This is a genomic window from Tumebacillus flagellatus, assembly GCF_000714935.1.
Taxonomy (GTDB): domain Bacteria; phylum Bacillota; class Bacilli; order Tumebacillales; family Tumebacillaceae; genus Tumebacillus; species Tumebacillus flagellatus.
Genome location: NZ_JMIR01000037.1, coordinates 16,181 through 40,951 on the forward strand (window position 1 = coordinate 16,181; position 24,771 = coordinate 40,951).

25 protein-coding genes and 1 pseudogene are annotated in these 24,771 nt (G+C 58.4%); 7 read left to right on the forward strand and 19 right to left on the reverse strand.

From position 1 onward, the window contains the following. Nucleotides 1–80: 80 nt before the first annotated feature. Entirely contained in the window at nucleotides 81–971 is an 891-nt protein-coding gene (locus tag EL26_RS19450) for an acetamidase/formamidase family protein (RefSeq protein ID WP_038093000.1), read from the forward strand. 51 nt (nucleotides 972–1,022) lie between these two features. Here the strand turns inward: EL26_RS19450 and EL26_RS19455 are convergent, their stop codons facing one another. Next, on the reverse strand, nucleotides 1,023–4,472 hold the full coding sequence (locus tag EL26_RS19455; protein WP_238546154.1) for an efflux RND transporter permease subunit: 3,450 nt from the start codon (nucleotides 4,470–4,472) through the stop codon (nucleotides 1,023–1,025). A 94-nt stretch (nucleotides 4,473–4,566) separates the two neighbouring features. Then, nucleotides 4,567–4,764: a sigma factor G inhibitor Gin gene (locus EL26_RS19460; RefSeq protein ID WP_052036603.1), complete on the reverse strand. Its 198-nt coding sequence runs from the start codon at nucleotides 4,762–4,764 to the stop codon at nucleotides 4,567–4,569. A 212-nt stretch (nucleotides 4,765–4,976) separates the two neighbouring features. Between EL26_RS19460 and EL26_RS19465 the strand changes: the two genes are divergently transcribed. Genes EL26_RS19465 through EL26_RS19475 form a run of 3 tightly spaced genes read left to right on the forward strand, consistent with a single transcriptional unit; the run spans nucleotide 4,977 to nucleotide 6,441 of the window. Continuing rightward, nucleotides 4,977–5,693, forward strand: a complete 717-nt coding sequence (locus EL26_RS19465; RefSeq protein WP_038093009.1) for a glycosyltransferase family 2 protein — start codon at nucleotides 4,977–4,979, stop codon at nucleotides 5,691–5,693. A gap of 2 nt (nucleotides 5,694–5,695) precedes the next feature. Next, nucleotides 5,696–6,091, forward strand: coding sequence for a DUF2304 domain-containing protein (locus tag EL26_RS19470; protein ID WP_038093011.1), 396 nt, complete (start codon nucleotides 5,696–5,698; stop codon nucleotides 6,089–6,091). Then, nucleotides 6,088–6,441, forward strand: coding sequence for an EamA family transporter (locus EL26_RS19475; RefSeq protein WP_038093014.1), 354 nt, complete (start codon nucleotides 6,088–6,090; stop codon nucleotides 6,439–6,441). The genes EL26_RS19470 and EL26_RS19475 overlap by 4 nt, the downstream gene beginning before the upstream one ends. A gap of 79 nt (nucleotides 6,442–6,520) precedes the next feature. On the opposite strand, the gene EL26_RS19480 is transcribed toward EL26_RS19475, so the two are convergent. The 3 genes and pseudogenes from EL26_RS19480 to EL26_RS25080 all read right to left on the reverse strand — a co-directional run. Then, nucleotides 6,521–6,787, reverse strand: a complete 267-nt coding sequence (locus tag EL26_RS19480; protein ID WP_038093016.1) for a pro-sigmaK processing inhibitor BofA family protein — start codon at nucleotides 6,785–6,787, stop codon at nucleotides 6,521–6,523. A gap of 84 nt (nucleotides 6,788–6,871) precedes the next feature. Continuing rightward, nucleotides 6,872–7,168 carry a hypothetical protein gene (locus EL26_RS19485; RefSeq protein ID WP_161780759.1) on the reverse strand — a complete coding sequence of 99 codons (297 nt, stop codon included), beginning with the start codon at nucleotides 7,166–7,168 and terminating at the stop codon, nucleotides 6,872–6,874. Nucleotides 7,169–7,182: 14 nt separating this feature from the next. Beyond that, a pseudogene (locus EL26_RS25080) lies at nucleotides 7,183–7,254 on the reverse strand (DNA-binding response regulator); the annotation flags it as partial. 122 nt (nucleotides 7,255–7,376) lie between these two features. On the opposite strand from EL26_RS25080, the gene EL26_RS25600 reads away from it, so the two are divergent. Continuing rightward, nucleotides 7,377–7,517, forward strand: coding sequence for a hypothetical protein (locus EL26_RS25600; protein WP_161780760.1), 141 nt, complete (start codon nucleotides 7,377–7,379; stop codon nucleotides 7,515–7,517). A gap of 82 nt (nucleotides 7,518–7,599) precedes the next feature. On the opposite strand, the gene EL26_RS19490 is transcribed toward EL26_RS25600, so the two are convergent. Further along, nucleotides 7,600–7,908 (reverse strand): YaaL family protein, encoded by a 309-nt coding sequence (locus EL26_RS19490; RefSeq protein ID WP_202962870.1) that lies wholly within the window; start codon nucleotides 7,906–7,908, stop codon nucleotides 7,600–7,602. Between the two features lie 99 nt (nucleotides 7,909–8,007). On the opposite strand from EL26_RS19490, the gene EL26_RS19495 reads away from it, so the two are divergent. Then, nucleotides 8,008–8,703 carry an endo alpha-1,4 polygalactosaminidase gene (locus EL26_RS19495; RefSeq protein WP_052036604.1) on the forward strand — a complete coding sequence of 232 codons (696 nt, stop codon included), beginning with the start codon at nucleotides 8,008–8,010 and terminating at the stop codon, nucleotides 8,701–8,703. A gap of 19 nt (nucleotides 8,704–8,722) precedes the next feature. On the opposite strand, the gene EL26_RS19500 is transcribed toward EL26_RS19495, so the two are convergent. From EL26_RS19500 to EL26_RS19555, 12 genes are all read right to left on the reverse strand, one after another. Beyond that, nucleotides 8,723–10,603, reverse strand: a complete 1,881-nt coding sequence (locus tag EL26_RS19500) for an HD-GYP domain-containing protein (protein ID WP_152559334.1) — start codon at nucleotides 10,601–10,603, stop codon at nucleotides 8,723–8,725. A 24-nt stretch (nucleotides 10,604–10,627) separates the two neighbouring features. Beyond that, nucleotides 10,628–11,065, reverse strand: coding sequence for a DUF2304 domain-containing protein (locus EL26_RS19505; protein WP_038093024.1), 438 nt, complete (start codon nucleotides 11,063–11,065; stop codon nucleotides 10,628–10,630). Then, complete coding sequence (locus EL26_RS19510) at nucleotides 11,055–11,789, reverse strand: glycosyltransferase family 2 protein (protein ID WP_038093027.1); 735 nt, start codon at nucleotides 11,787–11,789, stop codon at nucleotides 11,055–11,057. The genes EL26_RS19505 and EL26_RS19510 overlap by 11 nt, the downstream gene beginning before the upstream one ends. Further along, nucleotides 11,786–13,192, reverse strand: a complete 1,407-nt coding sequence (murJ, locus tag EL26_RS19515; RefSeq protein ID WP_038093030.1) for a murein biosynthesis integral membrane protein MurJ — start codon at nucleotides 13,190–13,192, stop codon at nucleotides 11,786–11,788. The genes EL26_RS19510 and murJ overlap by 4 nt, the downstream gene beginning before the upstream one ends. Beyond that, on the reverse strand, nucleotides 13,189–14,061 hold the full coding sequence (locus EL26_RS19520; RefSeq protein WP_038093033.1) for a polysaccharide deacetylase family protein: 873 nt from the start codon (nucleotides 14,059–14,061) through the stop codon (nucleotides 13,189–13,191). Before EL26_RS19520 ends, murJ begins: the two co-directional genes overlap by 4 nt. A 13-nt stretch (nucleotides 14,062–14,074) precedes the next feature. Next, nucleotides 14,075–16,060 (reverse strand): hypothetical protein, encoded by a 1,986-nt coding sequence (locus tag EL26_RS19525; protein WP_038093036.1) that lies wholly within the window; start codon nucleotides 16,058–16,060, stop codon nucleotides 14,075–14,077. Between the two features lie 16 nt (nucleotides 16,061–16,076). After that, nucleotides 16,077–17,660 carry a hypothetical protein gene (locus EL26_RS19530; protein ID WP_038093039.1) on the reverse strand — a complete coding sequence of 528 codons (1,584 nt, stop codon included), beginning with the start codon at nucleotides 17,658–17,660 and terminating at the stop codon, nucleotides 16,077–16,079. After that, complete coding sequence (locus EL26_RS19535; protein ID WP_038093042.1) at nucleotides 17,660–18,745, reverse strand: hypothetical protein; 1,086 nt, start codon at nucleotides 18,743–18,745, stop codon at nucleotides 17,660–17,662. Before EL26_RS19535 ends, EL26_RS19530 begins: the two co-directional genes overlap by 1 nt. Then, the gene (locus EL26_RS19540) at nucleotides 18,723–19,148 is read right to left on the reverse strand and encodes a hypothetical protein (RefSeq protein ID WP_038093044.1); all 426 of its coding nucleotides are present in this window, start codon (nucleotides 19,146–19,148) and stop codon (nucleotides 18,723–18,725) included. The genes EL26_RS19535 and EL26_RS19540 overlap by 23 nt, the downstream gene beginning before the upstream one ends. 25 nt (nucleotides 19,149–19,173) lie before the next feature. Continuing rightward, a complete protein-coding gene (gene pelF / locus EL26_RS19545) occupies nucleotides 19,174–20,913 on the reverse strand; it encodes a GT4 family glycosyltransferase PelF (protein ID WP_052036605.1) in 1,740 nt (579 codons plus the stop codon). Nucleotides 20,914–21,215: 302 nt separating this feature from the next. Further along, nucleotides 21,216–22,388: a carboxylate--amine ligase gene (locus tag EL26_RS19550; RefSeq protein WP_038093046.1), complete on the reverse strand. Its 1,173-nt coding sequence runs from the start codon at nucleotides 22,386–22,388 to the stop codon at nucleotides 21,216–21,218. Continuing rightward, on the reverse strand, nucleotides 22,385–23,503 hold the full coding sequence (locus tag EL26_RS19555; RefSeq protein ID WP_038093049.1) for a KamA family radical SAM protein: 1,119 nt from the start codon (nucleotides 23,501–23,503) through the stop codon (nucleotides 22,385–22,387). The genes EL26_RS19550 and EL26_RS19555 overlap by 4 nt, the downstream gene beginning before the upstream one ends. A 212-nt stretch (nucleotides 23,504–23,715) precedes the next feature. Between EL26_RS19555 and EL26_RS26290 the strand changes: the two genes are divergently transcribed. Continuing rightward, complete coding sequence (locus EL26_RS26290) at nucleotides 23,716–23,979, forward strand: hypothetical protein (protein ID WP_238546155.1); 264 nt, start codon at nucleotides 23,716–23,718, stop codon at nucleotides 23,977–23,979. 174 nt (nucleotides 23,980–24,153) lie between these two features. Here the strand turns inward: EL26_RS26290 and recR are convergent, their stop codons facing one another. Then, entirely contained in the window at nucleotides 24,154–24,759 is a 606-nt protein-coding gene (gene recR / locus EL26_RS19565; RefSeq protein ID WP_038093054.1) for a recombination mediator RecR, read from the reverse strand. Between the last annotated feature and the right edge of the window lie 12 nt (nucleotides 24,760–24,771).

The window sequence follows — 24,771 nt, forward strand, 5'->3', positions numbered from 1 at the left end:
GTTGGGTCTTTTTTTGACGAATTGACGGAATTGCATTATGATTTGCATAACTATACCAGCAAGTCTAGGAGGAGAACGAGATGTATCGAGTGAGCAAAGACCACATGATCTATGCCATGTCCAAGGAACATGCTCCCGTCCTCACGGTGGAAGACGGCGCGACCGTCGTCTTCGAAACCTGCGATTGCTTCGAAAACCAGATCACGGCGGTGGACACGCCGTTTGAAGAATTGGATTGGGACCGCATCAACCCGGCGACAGGTCCGGTCTACATCGAAGGAGCGGAAGTCGGCGACATCCTCGCCGTGCAAATCCAGCGCATCCACCTCGCCGACCGCGGCGTCATGCTGACCGGACCGGGGCTTGGCGTGATCGGAGACGATTTGAAGGAAGTCTCGATTCGCCTGCTGCCAATTGAGGACGGCCGGGTCGTTTTTTCGGAAAAAGTGAAAGTTCCGCTCAACCCGATGATCGGCGTCATCGGCACCGCTCCGGCGGGCGATCCCGTCTCCTGCGGCACGCCGGACGCGCACGGCGGGAACATGGACTGCAAGATCATCACCGAAGGCACCACGCTCTATCTCCCGGTCAACGTGCCGGGTGCCCTGTTTGCGTTGGGCGACCTGCACGCCGCGATGGGTGACGGCGAAGTCGCGGTCTGCGGCGTGGAGATCGCGGGCGAAGTGACGGTGCAACTCTCCGTGCTCAAGGGCAAGTCGTGGAAACTCCCGATGGCGGAAACCGCCGATGCGGTGTATGCGATCGGCTCGCAACCGCTGCTCGACGACGCGGCGACGCTCGCCACGCAGAACATGGTGCACTACCTCGAAATCGAAGCGGGCTTGCAAAAGCACGAAGCCATCGAACTCATGTCGATCGCCGGCAACCTGCAAATCTGCCAAGTCGTCGACCCGAAGAAGACCTGCCGCTTTGAAGTGAAGAAGTCGGTGCTGGCACAGATCAAGAGCTAAAACCACCGACCCATACAAAAAGAGACCCCCGCGCGGGAGTCTCTTTTTTTCTTATGCTTCTGCGACTTGTGCCTGTGCCTTCTCCTTGCGCTTGCCAAACAGCGCATAGCGGATGTTGTCCAAGATCGTGTACGCAATCGGCACGACGATCAGGGTCAGCAGCGTGGATGTGGTCAGGCCGGAGATGACGACGATGGCGAGCGAGCGGGAGATGATGCCGCCGTCGCTGGAGATCGCCAGCGGCACCAGCGCCCCGATGGTCGCCACCGCCGTCATCAAGATCGGGCGAATCCGCGTCACGCCCGCTTCGAGCAGCGCGTCGTGCGTGTTCAGCCCCTTCGCGCGATTCTGCATCACGCGGTCGATCAACACGATGGCGTTCGTGACGACGATCCCGATCAGCATCAGAATCCCGACCATCGCCGGCATCCCGAGCGACTCGTTCGTCAAGTACAACCCCGCCATCGAACCCACGAAGATGAACGGCAGCGAGAACAGAATCGCCAGCGGCGCCAGCATCTCGCCAAACGCCACGATCATCACCATGTACACCAGCGCGATCGAAACGCCGATCGCCAGCGCCATGTTGGTGAAGCCGTCCGCCATCGCTTTCGACTCGCCTTCAAAGTAATACGTCACGCCTGCCGGAAGCGACAGTTTCGCCAGTTCCGTCTCGACGTTCTTCTGCACACCGGACGAGTTCGAGTCGGTGAACTTGCCGGAGATCGAGACGTACTCCTGCTGGTTCAGGCGCTGAATCGAAGACGCGCCGACTTTCTGCTCGACTTTGGCGACGTCGCCGATCTTCACTTGCTCGCCCGCCATGTTCGTCAACAGCTGCTCGGCGATCTTATCGGTCGTGTTCAAGTCGTCCGTCTTCAAACTCAAGTTCAAATCGGTCGTCTTGCCGTCCAGCGTGACGTTCGTGACCGAAGAGCCGGAGAGCATGTCGCGCACCGCGCCCATGATCATCGCCGGGTTGATGCCCTTCTGTGCCGCTTTGGCGTCATCCACCGTGATCGACACTTGCGGACGGCCGCCTTCGAGGTTGGTTTTGACATCGGCGACGTTCGGCACTTTCTCCACCGCTTGTTTCATCTGCACGGACGCTTTCTTGATCGTGTCGAGGTCCGGGCCGTTGATGACGAGGAACAAGCCGCCGCCCCCGGTGATGCCGCCGCTTCCGGCGATCGCCGTGCTCACGCCGTCACCAAAGTTGTTCGCCGCTTTGGTTTTTTCCCGCAGCGTCGCTTCAAACGCGCTGCCGTCCGCCCCGTCCTTGAGCGTCGCGCGCACGCGCACAGAGCCCGGGCGCACGGTCGTGTTGTAGTTGTCGACCGCTCCGGTGCCTTGTACGATCTGCTCCATTTGCAACGCGACTTTGTTCGTCGCCGTAAGCGCAGAGCCGACCGGGAGATCGGCGGTGTAGCTGTAGTTGACCGTCTTCTCCTGCGGGAAGAAGTTTTTCGGAATCTGGGTGCTGAGCCATCCCGTGCCGCCCAACAGCGCGAGGCAGATCACGATGATCAGCGTCTTATGCCCGAGCGACCAGTGCAGCAGCTTGCGGTAGCCGCGCTGCATCGCGCCTTCCTTGTGCTCAATCGGTTTCAAGTTGAGCAGGAAGAGGCGCGACATCAGCGGAACGACCGTCACCGCGATCAACAGCGAGAACGCCAGCGCGATGACGACCGACCACGCAAACGGAGCAAAAAACTTACCTACGATGCCCGGCACGAACGCCAGCGGGCCGAACACGGCGATCGTCGTCACCGTCGAAGAGGTGATCGCCGACGACACTTCGCCGGTCGCTTGCAGCACGAGGCCGGCGTTGCGCTCTTCCTTGCTTGCCGTCTGAATGCGGCGGTAGATGTTCTCGATGACGACGATGGAATCGTCGACGACGCGTCCCACCGCCACGGCAACGCCGGCGAGCGTCATCATGTTCAGCGAATAGTCCATGTACTTCATGACCATCATCGTCACGAGGATCGACAGCGGAATCGAGAGCAGCGCCACAATCGTCGAGCGCAGGTTGCGCAAGAACAACAGCGTGACGAGCGCCGCCAGCAGCGCGCCGAAAATCGCCTCGCGCAGCATCGAGTCCACCGATTTTTTCACTTCAACGGAGCTGTCACGCAGGGTGGTCAACGTGTACCCGTCCGGCAGCGTGATCGAGTGCAGCTTGTCTTGCACGCCCTTGACCACGTCGACGGTGTTCGCCCCGATGGACGGGTCGATGCCGACGACGACCGCCGGTTTGCCGTTCAGTCGGGTGTAGCTGCCTTGGTCGCCGACTCCATACGTCACATCGGCGATGTCGGACAGCTTCAACGAGCTGAGCGTAACGCTTGCTTTCGCGGAGTCGGTGCTCGGCGCGGCGGTTTTCGTGCCGCCGGAGCTCTTCATGCCCTCCATCAACTTCTGCGAGGACTCGCCGGACGCTTTCAGCGCGTCTTGGATCTTGGTGAGGTTGCCTTGCAGCTCCGTGATCTTCGCTTGTTCGGCGGCGATCTTCTGCTGCAAAGCCGGAACGTCGCTCGGAGACTCCGCAGCCGCTTTTTGCAACGCGGCTTGGTCTTGGAGCATCTGCGCGGAAATCTGGTTGATCCCGCCCATGATCTGAATTTCCTGCTGCATCAGCGCCTGCCCTTGCGCGAGTCCGCCCATGCCTTGCCCCATCGTGCCCACAGCGGAGCCCAATTGGCTCATCCCGTCGCCGATCGATTTGAAGGCGTCGGTCATGCCGCTCATGTTCTGCTCGACGAGAATCAAGTTGACGTTCTTCACATCGTCGATCGAAGTCAGTTGCTTGCCGACTTGCACGTTCATCGATTTGCCGTCGATCGTCACCGAGCCGGTCGGCGCGCTGACGTTGTTGGCGAGCAACGCTTGCTTGACTTTGTCGAGCGTCAAGTTGTGTTCCTTGAGCTTGTCCGGGTCGACTTTGACGTACAAATGCTTGTCCGCCGAACCGTCGACTTCGACTTTGGAAACACCGTCCACCGCTTGCAGCGACGGTTGCAAGGTTTGTTCAATGTATTGCTGGACGGTCGATTGATCCGCCCCGCCCCCGTCGACGGCAAACGTGTAGATCGCCTCGCTGGTCGGGCCTTGCTTGGCGACTTCCGGTTTGGTCACGCCGTCCGGGAACTTGACGCGGCCAAGCGCCGAATTGACGTCCTTCTCCGCGTCGTCCATCGACTTCGACATGTCAAACTCCATCGTCACAGACGCGGCGTTCGCCATCGACGTGACGTAGAGGTTTTTCACGCCGCTGACGTTTGCCAGCTGCGTTTCCATCGGTTTGGCGACGTCTTCGAGCACCTGCTCCGGCGTCGCGCCCGGATACACGGCGGTGGCGGAGAGATACGGAATGTCGACGTTCGGCAACTGTTCCATCTTCATCGTCTTGACGGCGTACAAACCTCCGCCGAAAATCAGCAAAATCACCAGGAAGATCAAACCTGCATTCTTCATGGAGAACCATGTCAGCTTCTTCAAAAACTCAACCCCTTCCCCGCTCTATTCTACTGACTCGCAGGTCATAAAGATAGCGGGAAATCGTTGCAACTTTATGAAAAAAATCAGCGACCCCTTACGAGATCGCTGACATCCAGATCTGTTTCATTCGGTCGATGTAATACGGGTACTTTTCGTCCAGCACGTCGGTCTGCACAATTTCCCGTTCGCATTCCGTGCAGAGGAACGACTGAAAGATGCGAATCCCCAAGTCCTTCTGCTGCGAGCACACGATGCACGTGCCCCCGCTGTTTGCGGTGTTCCGTTCTTCCATCCGCGCCATCCTCCTCTCCAAACATTGCGACTACTATCAATCCAGTATAACAGGTTCGAAGTTTTTTATACGTATATGAAAAAAAGCCGACGCCTGTGCGTGTCTTCCAAATTCAAGCAAACCGCAGGTTGTAGTTTTGGCGCACATCGGTCATACTAAGATATGGTATCGTCGTGGAATCGGTCCAATCTAGTAGAAAAGGCGAGGAATTCATGAACCTGCACGCAAAAGTTCTCGTGATCATCCCGGCCTACAACGAAGAAGGCAGCATCGCAAACGTCATCCAGCGCATCCAAGCGGTCTCCCGCGACATCGACGTCGTCGTCATCAACGACGGGTCGCGCGACAACACCGTGGACGTGGCGCGCGCGGCGGGGGCGACGGCGGTCATCGACTTGCCGTTCAACCTCGGCATCGGAGGCGCGATGCAAACCGGGTATCTCTATGCTTACAAAAACGGGTATGACATCGCGTTGCAAATCGACGCCGACGGTCAGCACAACCCGTATGACATTCCGAAGGTGATCGAGCCAATCCTGCGCGGCGACGTGAACTTCACGGTCGGCTCCCGTTGGGTGGAGAAGACCGCGTACAAATCGTCGGCAGCGCGCCGCGTCGGCATGGTCATCTTCTCCAACTTGATCAAGTGGGTGACCGGCCAGATCTGCAAAGACCCGACCTCGGGCTTTCGAGCGGCCGACCGCAACGTCATCGCGATGTTTGCGAACTACTATCCGGTGGATTACCCGGAAGTCGAAGTGCTCGTGCACATCGCCAACAGCGGGTTGAAATTCCAGGAAGTGGCGGTGGAGATGAGCGAGCGCCAAGCGGGCTCCTCCTCGATCACCCCGATCAAATCGCTCTATTATATGGTGAAAGTGGGCTTGGCGGTTCTGATCAGCGCCACGCGCCGCGAGGGGGTTCTGTGAGCGTGTTCAACACCCCTGTGATCTATCTGCTGTCGATCTTGTTTTCGCTGTTGTTCGTCCTGTTCGTGCTCTCGCTGGTGCGCCGTCGCAAGCTGCGCGAACAGTACTCGATCATGTGGATTGTGCTTGGCGTCGTCATCGTCGTCGTGTCGGTGAAATCCGACTGGCTGAACCAATTGGCGGGGTGGCTGGAAGTCTATTACGCGCCGTCGCTGTTGTTCTTAATTGCGCTGTTGTTCTGCTTTGCGTATCTCTTGCACCTCACCGTCGTCATCTCCAAGCTCTCCGACCGCGTGGTCAAACTCACGCAGGAGCTGGCGATCTACCAAAACCGCGAACGCGAGCAAACCTTGCAAGTGCACGCGCAGGCGCACGCCGGAGAGGAGATATCGTCATGAGCAAGCTCGTCCTCTACCTGCTCCTGCTCGGCAACATCCTGTTGCTCTCCGGCGGCCAGATCGTCTGGAAACACGCGCTCTCGAACATGACGGGAGGACTGACGATCGCAAACCTCCTCACGTCGCCCGGCGTCTACATCGGCGGGTTCATGTACGTGATCGCGACCGGCCTCTGGTTTGTGATCCTCAACAACATGAAGCTCTCGGTGGCGTATCCGCTGCAAAGCTTCGCGTACGTGATCGGGATCTTCTCCGCGTGGTTGGTGTTCGGCGAGAGCATCCCCGCGACGCGCTGGATCGGCGGCGCGGTGATCTTGATCGGCGTCTTCCTGATTTCCTGGAAAGCCTGACCCTCAAACCTTATGTAAAAAGCCTGTGGCCGCCGCAACGCGGAACACAGGCTTTTTTGTGACGAGCTTTCTTGACGGGTCAGATCAGCCAGAGATGAATGACGACCAGCGCGGCGACACCCGGCAGTCCCAGCAGACCTGCCGTCAACGCGGTGGCGGGGTTCAGGCCGATGTGAAACCCGAACGACCCTCCGACCAAGTTGACCAGCACGAGCGCCACGAGGCCGACGATCAGACCGCGCACGAGATTCATCAGCGCGGCCCCCGGTTCGCGGACGAACTGGGCCAGAAGGTAAAGTACAACAACTGCACCGATCATCAGCCCGATTACTTGCCAAGCTGTCATGTTTGCCTCATTCCCTTCCCCTTGTCCTCTTCTCTACTCTATGCGCGAGCGCACAACGAAATGATAGGGGAGGAAAAAAACAACCTACACAAACATCCTCGTGTCGTTATTCCGGCTGAACCGATACGTCGCCACCAACCCGAAGGCAAGAGCAAAGCCCACGAGGATCACCAAGTTCAGATACAGCCCGCCAAGCCCGATCCCCGCCAACCCGAACAGAAGCAACACCGGGAACAGGACGTACGCCGGAACCCCCGATTCGATCCCGAACACTTTTTTCATACAGAACAGCGTCACCACAATCTGCAACGACATCACGATCACGCTGACGATCACATTCGAAACTACGAACGACCACGGGTGAATCGGGGACGTCAGCAACCGCAAGAACGTCCGGAGGTCAGGATGATTTTCATGCCTTCCCGAATGAAGGAGTTGTCATCGGCAATCAGCACTTTGATCTTCAAGGGAGTGTGCCCTCCTTACCATTTGTACGAAAGCCAAAAAAAAGCGGTGACTCGCAATCGCGGGTCACCGTCTCAATGGAGCGATTGACGACGTTCGCCAATGCCCTGGGAGGCCATCCAAAATGTTAAACTTTGGTTGGTTACTTCTTAGTATAGCAGAAGTCGGCGCAAATATGCATCTTTTTTTGTTTCCAATTTGTGAAAAACCTAATGAAATTACCGACGGAACTGGTATTTATGAACGTTTACCTTTTATCAAATGAGGAAACCGATTGTGATTTACATTAATATTGACATTACAACACCTCTTCTGTAAGCGTTTACAGATGCGAAGAACCGCCCCTTTTAGAGGGACGGTTCCGGGGACGGAAGTTCTTGCGCTTTGTAGCGTTTTTTCGCCTCGCGCAGCAGGTAGCCGTATTTGCGTTCGGCAGCTTCAAGGTAGTAGATGGCGTGGTCGATCAGTTCGGGTTCGCAGACGTGGTCGATGTGTTGTTGGGCGATCGCCCATTCCTTGCGGGCGGCTTCGATTTCTTGGCGCAGTTTTTCAAAATCGGAGGGCTCTTCCTCCAGCGGGCCGCGTCCGCGCAACCAGTTGGTGACGCGTTGCAGGCGGCCGATGCGCGCAAGGCGTTGTTTGTCTTGCTTCTCCACGGGATTTCCCCCTTCTCTTCTCTCTACGGTTCGCAGGTAGTAGAAGTATAGTCAGGCCGTGGGGAGGTTAGAACAACAGACATCCCGAAATCTTCAAGTATGAGAAACTTTCAGATCTATTACGGGCCGGTGGAGGAGACGTCGTTTCTCGCCGGGTATGATTTGGTGATCCTCGAACCGCGCCACGTGACGAGTGAGCAGGTGCGGGCGTTGCAGGCGGCGGGGACGCTGGTGTTCGGGTATTTGAGCGTGTTGGAAACCCCGATGTGGAATGAGGTGCGGTATGTCTTGACGGAAGGGATGCGGAAGTTGCGTTTTTTTCCGGAGTGGGGGTCGTATCTGATGGATATAAGGGATGTGGGGTACCAGGGGATCTTGTTGCAGGAGGTGTTGGAGGAGATTCTCGTCAGGGGGATGGACGGCGTTTTCTTGGATACGGTGGGGGATTTGGAGGAGTATGTGGAAGAGGAGGCCGAGCGGGAAGAGATGTTTCGGGCGTACCGGGACTTCCTGCAGCGGTTGCACACGCTGGCTCCGGGGGTGCGGCTGCTCCAAAACCGCGGTTTCGACACCCTCCCCTCTGTTAAAAACGCCCTGTTCGGCGTCCTCTGGGAAGACTGGCGCGGAGAGCTGTGCGAGCATGAATGGGTGCAGACGCGGGTTCGAATGGTGGATGGAGTGCGGGTGTTCACGGTGACGGCGAGCGGCGACCCCGTGCATGAGGAGACTTCGCGCGGGCTTGGGTTCACGCACCTGACGCGCGAGACGGATTATTTGAAAAAGCCTTCTCCCTGATCGCAGGGAGAAGGCTTTCTTATACAACTTTCCCGCCCAAGGCGTTGCGCCGTGCCATGGCTTCGGTGTAGACGAAGCAGGACTCGCAGGATTTGCCGTGGGCTTTGCAGTTGTTGGTGTCCATTTCCCAGCAGTTGAGGTGCACTTGGCCGTACGCCGGGCAGTTCGCGCACACTTCCGCCGTCGAGCAGGTCATCTCCCAGCAGGGGCCGAGCGCCTGGCCGGTGGTCTTCACGGCGCTGCGCTTTTTCTGGTACCAGCGCACCAGCGCGTCGACCGCCTGCGGGTCCAGTTGCGAGCCCGCCGCGTTCTTGAGCAGCTCCAGCGCTTTGTCAAACGGCAGCGGCGTGCGGTATTTCCGCCCGTTGATCTTCGCGAGGAACGTCTGCACCACCGCGATGATCTTCGCGCCCATCGGGATCTCCGAACCGCGCAACCCTTCCGGATACCCGTGTCCGTCCATCCGCTCATGGTGATAGCGCACGTACGACGCCACCGCTTGGTTGCCCAGCAGCATCTCGATGATCTCCGCTCCGACCTCGGCGTGCAGTTTCATTTTTTCAAACTCGATCTCGGAGAACTTGCCTTCCTTGAGGTAGAGTTCCTCCGACAACCCGAGCACGCCGATGTTCGAGAGATACGCCGCCAGCGCAATGTCTTGAATCTCGCGCTGCGGCAACCCAAGCTCCTGCGCGATGATGATCGAGTAGCGGCTCATCAACTCCGAATAGCCGACCGTGTACGGGTTCAAATCGTCGATCGTCTTCGAGAGCAACTTCATCAAGTCGATGTAGTTGTTCGTCATCGGCTTGATCATGTTCTGAATCCGCAACAGCCGGCTCAACGCTTTCGTCAGCGCCCGCATCGACGTCGCATACTGCTCTTCCGACAACTCTGTCTCCCCCGCCAAATCCACGCGGCAGACCAACAAGCCGGTGCGGATGCTGTCGGTGAACTTCCCGATCAACAGCAACTCCTGCCCCCGCACGTTCAAGAGGTTCGAGAGCTTCGGATACTGCGCGTTGTTTGGGCGAATCACCACGTCCTCGCGCTGGGCAATCGCCCGCCACAGCTGCGCGCCGACTTCGCGGTCTTGGTAGATCGCGTTCTCTTGACTTGCCGTCCAGCCGAACAGCACCGGCACATGGAAGCCGCCCTTGGCCTGAAAGGAAATAAACGCGTCGGAGATCCCCATCGAGGTGGCGAACATCTCCAGCGTTTTCTTCATCACGGCGTCGGCGTTCAGCGCCATCGACGAGACGGAGCGCAACGCGGTCTCCGAAGTCACCACGATGTCCGTCTGAATCTTCATCCGGTCGGTCTCCACCAACACGTCCACCACTTGCGGCAGAAGCTCGTTGACGAACTCCAAGCGCTTGCGGACAGACCCGGAGATCGACTCGATCGGCCCGATGCGGATCAAGCCCTTCCCGCCCGCAATCGGAATCGAGAGCAGCGGCACGCGGCCTTCCTGCACCACGTCCATCTCCTTGCCGATTCCTTCGACACTGAGCGAGATCGGGGGCTGGTAGGTTTCTTTTTTATCAGGGGCGAGGCGGTTGTACGTGGGGGCGACTTTGCGCCCTTTGACATCGTGGAGGTGGCGGACGGACTTCAGCAGGTACTTCTGCTGGCTGTCGTCGCGCAGGTAGAACGCATAGCCGTGCGAGTCCACGATGCCGCTGTAGATTTCGAGGATGATGTTCAGGTTGTTTTCCACTCCGGCGGAGGGCTTGATGTTTTTCAACAGGCGCGTCGCCTGCTCCAGCCGGTTCGCTTGCACGCGGCGCGCCCGGCTCTGCAAGAGAAGGACGAGAAAGGAGAGCACCAAGAGCACGCCCAACACCGCAATCCCTGCGCCTGCATAGGCGGCCAAGAGGTCATTCATTCGAGACAGCACGATGCTCCCTCCTTTCCTGAAGTTCTAGGAGTTGGATTCCGGTCGGCTTTCCCCTTCCGGCTCCGGTTCCGCTTCCGAAGCAGCCGCCGCTTCGACGATCATCTGCTGCGCCGGTGTCTCTTGATTCGGCTGGTTCAAATACTGCTGCAACGACACATGCTGGGCGATCTGCCGCAGTTTCGATTGCAGCGCGGAGATCTGCATGGATTGATAGAGCACGAGCACCAGCAACACCAGCGTGGAGATCATGAACAACAGCGACGGCGGATAGTCGATCCCTAAGCGCTTCGCCGCCCAGTCCACCCACATCGGGTTGGCGGAGATCAAGAGGATGACGAGTGCGCCAAAGCCCCACGCGATGACGTTCCACTCGCTGATTTTCTTCTTCAACAACAAGTTCGCCACGGTGAACACAAAGCAGAGGCCGCAGAAGATGAGGAAGATTTTCAGTTCAAGATGCATGACGTGCCTCCCGCTTTGCAAGTTTGGCGTGCAGCAGCACGACGGAGATCGCCAGCAACACTTTCATCATATACAGGATCGGTTTCAACCCCGCATGCATCGAAACGCCCGCTTCCCGCAGCCGCATGTGCGCCGGAATCTCGCGAATCCGGTAGTCGCGGAAGATCTGCTCAATCAGCATGTCCGCGTCCGGGAAATCCGCCGGAAAGCGGTCGCGCACGGCGTAGTAGTTGAACACGTCGGCCGCGATGCCGCGCAAGCCGGACGTCGGGTCGGAAATCCGAAAGCCGGTCGTGGCTTGGATCATGCGGCGGAAGAAACGCACGCCGACCTTCTTGGCGGCGCCGGTTTGAAACGACGTTCCTCCTTCAAGATAGCGCGATCCGATCACGATGTCCACGTCGCCTTTTTGCAGTTCGGCGATCAAGTTGACCAAGTTGACCGGATCGTGCTGACCGTCTCCGTCAAATTGCAAGACGAAGGAATAGCCTTTGGCGGTCGCATACTTGTACCCCGTTTGCAGCGCCGCCCCGTAGCCCAAGTTGTACGGATGCGAGATCACCGTGACCGGGTAGGAAGAAGCGATCTGAGCTGTTTTGTCCAGCGACCCGTCGTCGACGACGAGGATGTCGGCCGGCAAGTTCTGTGCCAGAATCCCTTGCAGGACTTTGGCGATGTTTTGTTCCTCGTTATACCCCGGAATGACGATCAAGAAGGCATTCATTGCGCTACACCCTTATCCCCAGTTTTTTGTAGATCGCGTCGCAGCACCAGCAAGAGCAAGCCCGCGTTGACCCACGCCCCGACAGCGGCTCCGTACCCCAGCGCCGCCGCTCCGAATCGCGGAGCACCGCAGTAATCAAACGCGATGTTGACCCCCATCGCGAGCAGTCCCGTCACCAGCGGGGCTTTCATGCGCTCGACCGCCATGCAGTAGCGCAGCCCCACGTTGGCGAGCGCCACGCCGATGATCGCAAGCGAATACCCCGCCAAGATGTCGGCCGTCGTGCGCAGCGAATCGCCGTCAAACGAGCCGTGCTGAAACAACAGCGCCAAGATCGGCGTGCGGAAAAAAAACAACACCAGCGCCACCGGCACCGTCACGCCAAGCGTCAAGCGAAACGCCCGGTTCATCACCTTTCGCAGATCGAGCGTGTTGCGCTGTGCCACCGCGCGCGCAAGGGCGGGCAGCATAACGGTGGTCATCGCGGAGACGAACACCCAGTTCGGAAACTGCGAGAGGCGGAACGCGTAGTTCAACCCGGCGATCACGCCGCTGCCGATCGTGGAAGCGACGTGGCGTTCGAAGAGATAGACGAACTGCTGGGACGCGAGGATGAGGAGGTAGGGCGTGAAAGCGAGCCAGACGCGCTTGAGGTCGCCTGCTTCCGACAAACCGCCCGTCGCGGTTCGACCTGAAAGCCCGCCGACCTCACGCTCAAGTTCACGCTCACGCCCGCCCCAAAGCGCCCTCGCCAGCATCGCCCCCATCAACACAACGCCGCCGACGATCCCGAAAGCGGTCCACCACGCGCCCGTCTCTTGCGACGGTCTCCAAATCAACACCGCGACGAGCGCAAGCAGATAGCCCGCGTTGAACAACACCGGACCCAACGCCGGTTTTTGAAACTCGCCCTGCGCTTGCAGAGCGCCGCTCATGATCGTGCACAGCGGGAACAAAAGCATCGTCGGCAGCAGCAGCCGCAACAATCCGTGCGTCAGCCCCGCCGCATCCGGCTCCATCCCGCTGCCGAGCAAGCGCAGCACGGGCTCTTGCCACAGATACAACCCAAGCAGGATCACGCCCGACACGCTCACCAACACCCGCGTCAATTGGCGAAACATCCGGCGATACCGCTCGCGCTCTCCCGACGCCAACAGCTTGGAGAACATCGGCACGCACGTCACGCCGATCGCAAACGCGATCACGTTGTTCCCCACCGTATCGGGGATAAAAAACGCCAAGGTCAACGCATCGGCCGTCGGCGATGTCCCAAACACCGCCGCTTGCAACAGGTCTTTCCCAAACGCCACAAACGCAAGCAACAAGTTGATCAGCGCGACGACGCCGGTGTCCGTCTTGGCAAACTCCACACCCCGTGCCGTCCACGTGCGCAGGATCGTCACGCCGGACGCCCCTTCGGCAGCACCAGCGAGACGGGCGGAACGTGCTCTTGCAACCCGATGATCTCGCCGAGCGTCGTAAACCGGAACGTCTGCAACAGCTTTTCAAGCTTTCGCATCGTGCCGTTCAACCCGTAGTAATGCACGAACTTGATCAACGGCGACGCCTCCAGACGCGGCTGCTCCGGGTCGACTTCCCACGGGTGCACGTAGATCAACCCGTTGCGCTCTTGATTCACTTGCCGAAGCGCCCAGATCAAAAACCAACTCGGCAACGTCCGCAAGTAAAACCCGCCGCAGAACGGGATCGTCAAGCCGGCTTTCTTCAATACGGTGGGCGGGAACTCCAAGAGCGGGAGCGTTTCTTCCCGCAGAACCGGCTGAAACGGCGTGTGCGGCGACCCGGAGACGCCGGAGAGCGGCGTGCGAAACGGCTGGAGGCTGGAATCCACGTGGAAGCCCTCTTCTGCGAGGATCTTCAGCGCTTCGTAGCGGTCCGGCGTGATCGACCACGACGGCGCGCGGAACAGCCGCACGGATTGCCCCGTGATCCCCTCCAACACCTGCTTGGAGTAGCGCAGGTCTTCGCGGAACTCCTCCAGACTCATCCGGTTGATCATCTGGTGCCACCCGCCGTGCGACGCGATCTCATGCCCGTGACGGGCAATCGCTTCGACCAGGTCCGGATGGCGTTCTGCCACACACCCCAAGATGAAAAACGTCCCCTGCACCTTGTAGTGCGCGAACAGCTCCACCAGACGCATCGTGTTCCCGACCACGCGGTCTTCGTATTGGTTCCACGTCGAAACGTCGAAGGAAAAATCGGACGTCATGTACCAATCTTCCACATCGACGGTCAGCGCATTTTTCATGAACGGCTCCCCCTTACTCCTCGGTCTTGCCCCATACTTTCTGTTGTTTCTCTTCTTCCGTCTCGGCTTTGTGGAAGCGGTAGATGATCAGGTGCTGGTCTTCGTAGTAGACGTCCGGCTTCCCGTTCGCCGCCGTGTACTTCGCAAGCCACGCTTCAAACTCCTGATTCTCCTCTTTGCGGCTGGCGTACCCTTTCTCCAGCAGCGTGTAGATCCCGTTGGTCTTGCTGACTTCAAACACCTGCTTCTCGTGGTAGACGAAGATGTCCGGCGACAAGTTCGGGTCGGGTTCCGTCCAGCCGACGTGCGTGATCGGCGGCAGGGACGGGTCGTAGTTTTTCAGGAAGTCCGCGAGATAGACGTGATAGCCGTTGCCGAGCACCTCGGAGTACCCTTCGCTTTGCGAAACGATCGTCCACGTGTGCGGACGGAACTCGCTTGAGATCTTGAGGTATTGCTCGACGCCCGCGTTCCACTCCATTTTGTACGGGTGAATCGCGGCAAACTGCGTGGTGACGAAACAGTAAGAAAAAAGCACCCCTGCCGCCGTCCCTTGCAGCGTCGCCCGCACGGGATTCCACTTCACCCAGAGGAACAGGCAGTGAACTCCCATCCCGAGCGCCACCGGAATCGTCAGCCCCCAGAAGATGTTCACGCGGCTCGCCAACACCATGCTCTGCGTGACGGAAGGAGCCCATTCGTACATCACAAACGACGCGGCGATGAAGAGGATCGCGACGAGATCGGGGATTTTCTCCCGAAACGGTTTGCGGCGCAGGAGCCAGCCGAGCACGAGCACGGCAAGTCCCGCGAGCGCGAGTTCGTCCCACAGCCGCAAGTCCGGAGGCGACACTTGCGTTTTTTCCAACAGGAAGTTTTCCGACGAACCGTGGACTTCGCGCCCCAACAGTTTGCCGATCCCGAACGGCACGACGGCACAGACGATCGAGACGACTCCGGTGATCGTCATCGGCCACAGCCGTTTCAAGAAGGGCCGCGCCCGCATCACCAACCCGACAAACATCGCGACGGCAAGCGACATCCCGCCGTACGCAAACACCAGCGTGTGCACGAAGCCCTGAATCGACAGCCCGGCACCCCCGGTCAGCAAATCGTCGCGCTTGCCCTCTGCGATGTACTTCGCAAAAAAGTACAACGACGGAAACAGGAAGATCAGCGCAAACTCCTGCGAGTTCGTCGCCGCTTGCCGCTCCCAGTCGGCCCCTTGCAACGACGTGCCGCCGACGCCGTACGCCACCGCCGCCACCAGTCCGGCCCAGCGGTTGTTCGTAAAGCGCGCCGTCGTCCAATACGCGCTGAACGTGATCATCACGCCGACGAGCGGCCCTGTCCAATTCAAGATGTAGATCTGATCCACGGCGGCGAACTTGTGCAGGTACGCCAAGATCATGTGAAAGCCCTCGGGGTAGATGCCGTCGTGAAACAGCACGCGCTGTTCGATGTATTTCATCCACGCCAGCGTCACATACCCGTCCGACATCGACGGAGCCGCTTCCAGCACGGCGTATTTCAAGCGCACATACCCGGCGCAGAGAAACACCGCGGCAAAGCAGGCGGCAAACAGCCAATCTCCCGGGCTTCGCTGCGTGAAAGAGGCACGCAGAGAGGCGGTGTTTTTTTTCAAGAGGGTCTTGGCGGCCTTCTTCCACCGAATGCCCAAGTCGAGCAACTCGTAGAACGTCAACCCGATCATCGTGAACAGGTTGTTGCGGGCGGAGGCGGCCGTTTTGCGCAGATAGCGGCGGGACGCGTACAGCAAGATCACCGCCAAAATCGCCATCACTTCAAACAGCTTGGTGAGCACCAATCCGTACGCCAGCACGATGTAGAAAAAAACAACCCTCGTAAAAGCCGCCATGCCCCGCTCCGGTCCCTCCGGCAACCCAAACATGCGCTTGGGCATCCAGACAAACAGCACGAGAACGGCGAAGGCGTAATGGAGAGCCACATACACGGTGTTCCAAAACGTGCCGTACAACGTTTCCCCTCCCTTCTTAGGAAGCCGCGTACACGTAATAATCGAGGTTGTGAAGCAGGCGGCGAACCTGAGCGTAGGAGAGCAACGTGAACAGGATGCAACCGAGCAACAGGCCGAACACCGCCCACGAATAATCCCCCCAGCGAGAGAGCAAGAACGAAAGCCCGATGTTCAAAAACGCCGCCGGCAGCATCGCTTTGTTCACCATCTTGGGCTGGGAAATCGCAAACAGGATGACGGCGTTCATCAACCCCGCCGCCAAGATCAGATACGCCACCACCGCCGTGTAGAACACAAAGTAGGTGCGGGGCGTCGAGATCAGATACTTGCCGGATTTCGCAAAATAGACGTCATTCAAAACGTACATCCCGAGGATCACCAAGATTCCGCTGAGCACCGACGTGATCGACATGACGCCAAGCCAGCGGTGATAGATGCTCAGGAAATGCCGTTTCAACTTCCCGGTCTCAAATCCCCAGAAGCCCTTCTGACTGGCTTCGAGGTCCAGCATCATGCGGTTGACGACCACTTCGGCGACGCCAAGCGGCAGCATCAGCACGACCAGCGCGAAGTCGAGACCGAGTTCATACTCCCCGCGAAACCAGATGAAGTACGGCATGAACTGGTCGTTCGCCGACCACGCCATGATCCGGTCGGAGTAGAGGAAGAGGAAGTAGAGAAATCCGTACGCGAAGTACGGCATGATCGAGTAGACGATGATCGAGAGGCGCGGAAGTTTGGGGGCGATGCCCTTGTCTTCCTTTTTCTCCTGCTGTTTGAAGAACACGATCGCCAGCGTCATGCCGACGAGCGCCACCAGGAGAATCGAGATCAACTGCGCAAACAGTATGTCGAGGTGCACGACGCGAAACAGGAACCACACCGTCAAAATCCCCAAGGCGATCAACCCGGAGAACGTCAACTCCCGGCGCAGGATGTACATGACCGTCACAGACAGCCAAATCGACGTCAGGAAGGTAAAGTACAGCACAAGCAGCAAAAACATCCCCGACGGAAAGATGTTAAACAGCAAATTGAACAGGTAGGCGAGGACCCCCACCGCAAACGTGACGATGTAGCCCATGCGGATGAAGTAGAACGTGATCCTCCGCCCCATGTTGTAGTACCCCTGGAACAAGTAAAAAAATCCCCGCCGCGCAATCGCCTGCGTGAAGCCGCCGACGACGAGAAAGCTCAAAATCGTCCCGATGGCAATCACGGTGGCGAGGTCGACCGACAGAAACTCATACGACCAGAGCGAGAACTTCAAGACCAGCATCGACTCCACGGAGATCGCCATCGGCAGCGCGAAGATCAGCCCGCGCAAGAAACTCGTGATGATCTCCTTGGTGATCTGCAACTTCGTGCGCTCTTCCGGCTTTGAGAACCCGGCGTAGACGATGTTTTGCTGGATCATCTCCCACAGCTCTTCGGCGAGTTCAAACACGCTCTCCACGCCGTACAGCTCGCTGACCCGCCGGTCGTTGAGCCCCAAGGACTCGATCAGAGCGGCGATTTCATAGCGGTCTTGCGGCGAGATGTTGCGTTTTTGAATTTCGATCAGGAGGTCTTGCACCCGTTCTTGACGCGAGGACGGCATCACTGGTCCTCTCCGGCGTCGGGCAGTTTCATGTTGACGATCAGGTCGGGCAGCAGGCCGGCTTTCTCCGCGATCGCCGCCACTTCTTCCGTGATCTTCGCTCCCTTGGCGACGAGCAGGCGGCCGGAGCCGTCCTGCAGGTCGGCTCCGGAGATCTTGCCGACGATGTAGCGGTTGCGAATGGAGAGAATCTCCGCCGAGACGGCGCTCGATTCGCGGGATTCCTCCGGTTCAAACTCCGATTCCGCTTCGACGAGCGGCTCGCGGACGCGTTCCGGTTTCAGGTGCGGAGCTTCTTGAGCGGGAGCGGACTCTTCATACATCCAGTCGCGGCTCTCTCCGACTGAGATCGGTTCCTCTTCTTCAACTTGACCGGAGACGAACGATCCGATGTTGCCCCAGAACGCCAGCGGCGCGTCGCCCGGCGCACTTCCCGCCGCCCGCGCTTGACGGGCGGGGGCGGGTTTCGGTTCCGGCTGTTGCTTGGCTTTGAACTGGATGACGTTTTCGTGCTTGGGCTCTTCCGGCTCCGGTTTGCTTTCCGGAGCCGACGGGGTGACGGGAGCAGACGGTGACGGGGACGGGGATTCTGCCGCTTCCGGCACTTCAGGCGCTTCCGGCGTGAACTCTTCCAGCACCTCTAGGAGATCAAACGACGAGTTCGTAAATTTGTGCATCGTCGCACCGAACTCTTGCAGCATGTTGGTGAGCAAGTTGTTGTAATGGTCGATCTGCCCTTCGATGCTGTCGATTTTGCGTTGGTGCTCCGCTTGTTTTTGTTCCAATTGGCGCTGCAGGCCCTCCACTTCGGAGAGCGTGTGTTGGCGCATCACCTGCAGCACGGCGTCGGCGCGGGAGAGCAGAAGCTCGCGCAAGTACATCTGCTCGGCTTGAAGCTGTTGTTGGCGCGTCAATTCGTCGCGCTCCCGGCGCAGGCGGTCGTTCTCTTCGCGGGCGAATTGCAGGCGATTCTCCATCTCGGTGCGCTCAAGTTCTTGCAGGTGTTTGAGTTGACGCAGGTAGCCGGATACTTTTTGTTGACTCAAGCCGAACATTCTGTTTTTAAGTTGCGGACGGTCCTCCATGCTCTCCCTCCTTTACTTGAACTTGCAGATTGATCTCCAACTGTTTGAGCTTTTCAAGCGCCTGTTGCACGACCGATTCGCGGTGCAACTGGCTGACTTCCAGCACTTCGATTTGTTTTTGTTCCGAGAGCTTGAGCTCTTCAAGCATCTGGTACACTTCGCGGGTTTGTTCGAGATGCGCTTGCCAGAACAGCGTCATGACTTGCTCGTCGACGGCGTTTTGTTGAATTTCTTGCAGGTGTTGAATCTCCAGGCGCAGGCGGTCGTTCGCTTCGGTCAGCGCCGTGTGTTCCTGTTGCAGGGCGTCCATCTGTTCGCGGTGCGCCGTCTGCAACTCCGAGATGATGAGGTCCACCGAGTCCGGAGTGTAGCCCCAGACAGAACGTTTTGTAATTTTGGGCATTCTGGCTTCCTCCACGTCTCAGGGTTTATGCGATTTCAAGCAGGCGGATCAGCGCGTCCGCTTTTTCCAATTCCACAAACGCTTGGTCGTAGTCGCCTAAGTGATTGTATGCGTTGGAGAGTTCCGTCAAGATCATCGGACTGATCGGCGAATTGGGCTTGGCTTGCAGGGCGTCGCGCAAGTGCTGCGCCGCTTCACTGTACAGCCCGCACGCCATCAGCGCCATGCCTTGGTCAAACAGCAGCTTCTGCTGCGAGAGGCTCTCTTCGCGACGGCGGACGACCGGCACGCGTTCTTCGGCGCGCACCGCCAAGCGCACGTAACTTTTCAAGTGCAGGTCGATCATCTTGTTCAAAGTGAAAAAGTTCAGCGCCCGCTCGCGGGCTTCCTTGCCGAGCGCCGTGCGCAATTCCGGATTGCCCGCCAGCGTCAAGATCGCCTCCGCCACTTCGTCGGCGCGGCGCGGCGTCACGACGATTCCGGTGTCGCCGAGGGCTTCCGTCACCCCGCCGACGTCGGTCGCCACACAGGGCTTGCCGGTCATCATCGCTTCGATGACGGAATACGGAAACGCTTCGGAAATCGACGTCAGCGCGATGATGTCGCCGCTGGAGTACGCCGCCGACATGTTGCTCGTATGTCCGGCAAAAACGAAACTGTCACCCAGCCCCAACTCCGCGTGCAACTCCAAGCACTGTTCGTAGTAGGCGGGCACGGAAACCGACCCGTAGACGACGAAGCGGATGTCGGGGAATTTCTGCTTGACTTGCGCCGCCGCCTGCAAGAACGTCAACACGTCTTTGAGCGGGTCGATGCGGGCGACCATGACGACGGTGACCACCTCGTTCGCCGCGGGCGGCGCCTCCACGAACACGTTCGGGTCAATGCCGTTGTAGATGACGCGGATGCGGTTTTCCGGCACGCCGAAGCGCGTTTCCCAGCGGGTGTTGTAGGAACACACCGGCGAAACTTGGTCCGCATACGCGTAATTGGCGGTCGCAAGCGATTGGATGAAGCGGATGAGGAACGTGTTCATAAACGACGAGTACGGCTGCTTGGAGAGCGCCAAGTATTGTTCGCGGAGATAGACCCCGTGCTCCGTGAGCATGAACGGGGTGCCGAACTTGATCTTGGAGATGATGCAGGGGATGCCGCAGAACGCCGCCGCTGTCGAGTGCGTCACATGCACGTCGGGAACCGGCGTGTTGACGATGTTCAAGAAGCGGTACACCCAGCCGAGCGTCTGCACCAGACCGTAGATGTCCGGTTCGCTGAGCCGGTTTTCCTTGTGACTGGCGAGCTCCAAGATCAGCGCCTTGTAGGTCTCCCACGTCAGTTCCGATTTGAACGAGACTTTGTAGTCGTACTCTTGGAAGTAGTCGTACAGCGAGACCAGCAGTTTGCCGAATTTCTTCGGGCTTTTCACCTCGGTGAGGATTTCATGAATCAACTCCACGAACAGCGGGAGGAACACGTCGCGGATGTGCGGTTCGGTTGTGTTTTTTTTGGGCAAGTAGATCTCGGAGAAGGGAATCTCCAAGTGCTCTTTGGGCTCTTCCGTTCCCCACAGCGGAACGTTGATCATGTCGGCGTGCGCGGGCAAGCCGAATTTCTGCGTGATGAACGGGTTGGCCGTGATGGCATAGACGACGAAATCGACCATATCCATTTTCTGCACCAACGTCTCGCACCACGTGGAAACCCCGCCCTGGTGGTACGGATACGTTCCCTCGGTCGACAAGAGAATTCGAATTCGCCCAGACATGCCTTCACCCCTTTCGCCCTGTTAAACATAAGTACAATTATTGTATCATCTCAACCGCGAGCGGTATATGAAAAACGGTCGAGAGGCATTCGCCAAATTTATCTATACTTAACGTATGAAAGCCACTGTTATTTTGCTGAATTTACCATTTGGAATTATTCTAGTATTCGAGGAGTTTGGGACTAATGTACCAAGCCTTTGGCGAACTGTCGAGAGTAATTTCGTATCAAATCGGTGACTTTTGAACTATTTCTCGAAAAAAAAACCACTGCGCGGGGGCAGCGGCTTTTTTCAGAGCTTCGTTATCGGCGGATGATGAATTTCCACATCTGCGGGTTCCACGCAAACCGCAGCGCGGAGAGCAGAAAGCCCACCGTCGGCAACGGGTCTTCCTTGGACACGGTGTCATCCGGCGTGGAGAAGCTCCAGAACGGCGGATTCATCTCGCGGCGGTTCGGGTTGCTGAGGTAGTGCAGCACATCGCCCGGCAGCAGGGCGCGGCCTTGGACGCCGGTTCTGTACGTGTGCATCTCCTCGACAGGCAAGTCCAGCGCGTGTTGATGCAACAGATACGGAAAGTCCACGCCGCAGCGGATCGACAGGTGGACGGAGCTCCAGAAGCGCGGGTTGATCTCCAGCAATTTCGGCACGCCGCTGCGCGGGTCGACGATGAATTCCACGTCGACGACGCCAAACCACGGGACATGCTCCATCAGCCGGATCGCTTCTTGGAGCACTTCGGGAAACTCCACGCTCTCGTGGATCGTGCTCGGGCCGCGCTGGATCGGGTAGTTGCGGATCTGCTTCTGGATAAACGTGCCGGTCAAACGGTGTTCGCGGTCATAGGAGAGGCCGACGTCGTACTTGGTGCCGGGCGGAATGCTTTCTTGCAAGAGCGGATTCGGGTACTCGGCATGCACGTCCGGGTAGACCCGCAACAGTTCTTCCAGCGACTCGATGAAGCGCACGCCGCGGGAGCCGGAGCTCATGCGCGGCTTGATGACGACGGGGAATTCGAGGGCTTGTACCAGTTGGCGAAGTTCGTCGAGGTCGACCTGTGCGCCGAACTGCGGCTGGATCGTCTGCGGGCAGGACACGCCGGCTGCCATCGCCACTTTCATCGTCTCGCCTTTGTCGGAGGCGATCTGATAGCTTTCAAGCGACGGGACGGGCAGGCGGCAGATGCCCTGCAACTCCCCTTGGCGGCGGACGACGATTTCCATCGTGTCTTCGTCCATCGGGAACAGCACGTCGACTTTTTCCCGAATCAACGTCTCGCGCAGCCAGTCGAAGAACGCGTCCGGTGCAGTTTTGGGATCGGGGTAGAGGAAAGTCTGCTCGGTGTATTTGGAAAACCCGGTCGCGTGGAAGCGGATTTTTTCCCCGACGAGGATGCGGTGGCCGCGCTTGCCAAGCGAGCGGGTGATGGCGAGAGACTTGCTCAACATGCCGTTGGTGACGAAAACGGTGGTCATGCTCTTCCTCCCTTGTCGGGTGCAGACCAGTGCTGTTCCGATCCCGGCAAGTCGTCAAACCACGCCGCGTCGTCCGGGCAAGGGAGGATCATCATCTTGCCGTAGTCGTTGTCGCGGCTTTGGTGGTATTTCAAGTAGGCGGTGCCGTTTTCGATCGCGAGTATTTCGATCTTACCGGACGTGTGGCTCATCACCAAGCGAACGCGCTTGCCGAAGCCGGACGTTTTGCTTTTCGCTTCTTCGACCATCTTGTAGATTTTGTGCAGGGGCAAGACGAACGACGAATTCCCGATCACCGGGCGGTTGACGAAGAAGTAGTACGGGTTCACGCCCGCCCACGACAGTTGGTCGAGCAGTTCGGCGAGCACGTCGGCGTCGTCGTTGATGCCTTGCAGGATCGGTGTTTGGTTGACGAGGATCACGCCTGCGTCGTGCATCGCTTGGAAGCCCAGGCGTGCTTGCGGCGTGATTTCGCGCGGGTGGTTGACGTGCGTGACGACGTAGATGCGCTGGTCGGGCGACGAGTAGGTGCGGAACAGTTCCAGCAAGTTCTCGTCTTCGTAGATGCGCATCGGGTTGAAGACGGGGATCTTTGAGCCGATGCGGATGACTTTGACGTGCGGAATCTCGCGCAATTTTTGCAAAATCGCGCCGAGGCGGGTCGTGGAAAGCGCCAGCGGGTCGCCTCCGGTGAGCAACACGTTGTTGATCTCCGGGTGTTGGCGGATGTATTCCAAGCCCTCGCTGACGTCGACGGTGTGTTCGTGGACGTCTTCCAAGAACAGCCGCTTGCGGAAGCAGTAGCGGCAATACGCGCCGCAGATTTCCGAAACGAGCAAGAGCGCGGTGGTTTTGTACTTGTGTTGGGTGCCCTTCGCGACATAGTTCGTCTCTTCGGCGGACGCGTCCCACTGCCCGTAGTCTTTCAACTCGTCGGTGCTCGGGATGACGAGTTTGCGAATCGGATCGTGCGGGTCGTCCCAGTTGATCAGTCCCAAGTAGTAGTCGTTGACGCGAAAGGCAAACTGTTCGGTGACAGCTTGCAACTGCTGGCGTTCTTCCGGGGTCAACTGCTCGATTTTGTTGATGTCTATGATGAACTTAGGGTTGGACATGATGTCTGAACCTCCTGAGGGCACGAAGCGAAAGTCCCGATTTGAATTTACAACCTTTGGGACTAATGTACCAACTGAGGGGTCGGATGTCGAGTTAAAAAAGACCCTTGATTGGAAAACAGGGTCTTTTTCTTACGTGATTGAATACCGGCGGGAAGGCCGCTTTGCTGCTTTGCGCATGTGCGGCGCAGGGCGGTTTTTTAGAGAGCGGGTTGCATGCATGGCTGGAATTGGCGGATGAGGTCTTCGAGGGAGTCGGCGATGCGTTCGAAGGTGCCGAATTCGTAGTCTTCGAGGTAGACGGCTCCCGTTTCGTTGTGGACGACGACGAGGAGGCTTTGGTCGGTGCCGGTTCCCAGCGGGATGTATTCGAGCGAGCCGTTGTGGGCGTCTTGGTAGCCGGTGGTGCAGATGTAGAACTCTTCGAGCTCCCGTCCGGGGGGGCAACCAAAAAGTTCGTAGTTTTGATCTTTTGAAGAAGATTAGAATACTCGATGTCACGGTTCCAAATCCCAAACTTTTTCTCAATATTATGGATACCGCCAAATCCTTTATGTAGCTCCTTTGGACGTTCCATCCCCCACCTGAAAAAAGCCCCTCCCCCGCGACGCGAAACGCCACGGGAGAGGGGCTTTTTGAGCAGATACGTATTAAAGTTCTCTGCGGCCTTCGAGAGCTTTGGAGAGGGTGACTTCGTCGGCATACTCCAGATCGCCGCCGACCGGAAGACCTGCGGCGATGCGGGTGACTTTGATTCCGACCGGTTTCAAGAGACGCGAGAGGTACATCGCCGTCGCCTCCCCTTCGATGTTCGGGTTGGTCGCCATGATGATCTCGTTGACCTCGATCTCCGGGTCTTGCAGACGACGCAGAAGTTCGGCGATGCGGATCTGATCCGGGCCGATGCCTTCGATGGGAGAAATCGCGCCTTGGAGCACGTGGTAGAGCCCGTTGAATTCGCGGGTCTTCTCCATCGCGACGACGTCCTTCGCCTCTTGCACGACGCAGATGACGTCGCGGCGGCGGGATTGGTCGTTGCAGAGGCGGCAGGGGTCAACATCGGTGATGTTGCAACAAACCGAGCAATGATGAAGGTGACGCTTGGCGTTGACGAGCGCTTTCGCCAGTTCCATCACGTCGTCTTCCTTCATGCTCAGCACGTGGAACGCGAGCCGTTGGGCGGTTTTCGGCCCGATCCCCGGCAGACGGTTGAAGCCGTCGACGAGGTTGGAGATCGCTTCCGGGTAGTAGAGCATCGGGAGTGGTCT

Coding starts and splice junctions, on each gene's coding strand:
- EL26_RS19450 (WP_038093000.1), top strand. CDS start 81: ATGTATCGAGTGAGCAAAGACCACATGATCTATGCCATGTCCAAGGAA.
- EL26_RS19505 (WP_038093024.1), bottom strand. CDS start 11,065: ATGCATCTTGAACTGAAAATCTTCCTCATCTTCTGCGGCCTCTGCTTT.
- EL26_RS19535 (WP_038093042.1), bottom strand. CDS start 18,745: ATGGAGGACCGTCCGCAACTTAAAAACAGAATGTTCGGCTTGAGTCAA.
- EL26_RS19480 (WP_038093016.1), bottom strand. CDS start 6,787: ATGACAGCTTGGCAAGTAATCGGGCTGATGATCGGTGCAGTTGTTGTA.
- recR (WP_038093054.1), bottom strand. CDS start 24,759: ATGCTCTACTACCCGGAAGCGATCTCCAACCTCGTCGACGGCTTCAAC.
- EL26_RS19555 (WP_038093049.1), bottom strand. CDS start 23,503: ATGTCCAACCCTAAGTTCATCATAGACATCAACAAAATCGAGCAGTTG.
- EL26_RS19475 (WP_038093014.1), top strand. CDS start 6,088: ATGAGCAAGCTCGTCCTCTACCTGCTCCTGCTCGGCAACATCCTGTTG.
- EL26_RS19540 (WP_038093044.1), bottom strand. CDS start 19,148: ATGCCCAAAATTACAAAACGTTCTGTCTGGGGCTACACTCCGGACTCG.
- EL26_RS19460 (WP_052036603.1), bottom strand. CDS start 4,764: ATGGAAGAACGGAACACCGCAAACAGCGGGGGCACGTGCATCGTGTGC.
- pelF (WP_052036605.1), bottom strand. CDS start 20,913: ATGTCTGGGCGAATTCGAATTCTCTTGTCGACCGAGGGAACGTATCCG.
- EL26_RS19530 (WP_038093039.1), bottom strand. CDS start 17,660: ATGCCGTCCTCGCGTCAAGAACGGGTGCAAGACCTCCTGATCGAAATT.
- EL26_RS19550 (WP_038093046.1), bottom strand. CDS start 22,388: ATGACCACCGTTTTCGTCACCAACGGCATGTTGAGCAAGTCTCTCGCC.
- EL26_RS19510 (WP_038093027.1), bottom strand. CDS start 11,789: ATGAATGCCTTCTTGATCGTCATTCCGGGGTATAACGAGGAACAAAAC.
- EL26_RS19520 (WP_038093033.1), bottom strand. CDS start 14,061: ATGAAAAATGCGCTGACCGTCGATGTGGAAGATTGGTACATGACGTCC.
- EL26_RS25600 (WP_161780760.1), top strand. CDS start 7,377: ATGTTAAACTTTGGTTGGTTACTTCTTAGTATAGCAGAAGTCGGCGCA.
- EL26_RS19495 (WP_052036604.1), top strand. CDS start 8,008: ATGAGAAACTTTCAGATCTATTACGGGCCGGTGGAGGAGACGTCGTTT.
- EL26_RS19465 (WP_038093009.1), top strand. CDS start 4,977: ATGAACCTGCACGCAAAAGTTCTCGTGATCATCCCGGCCTACAACGAA.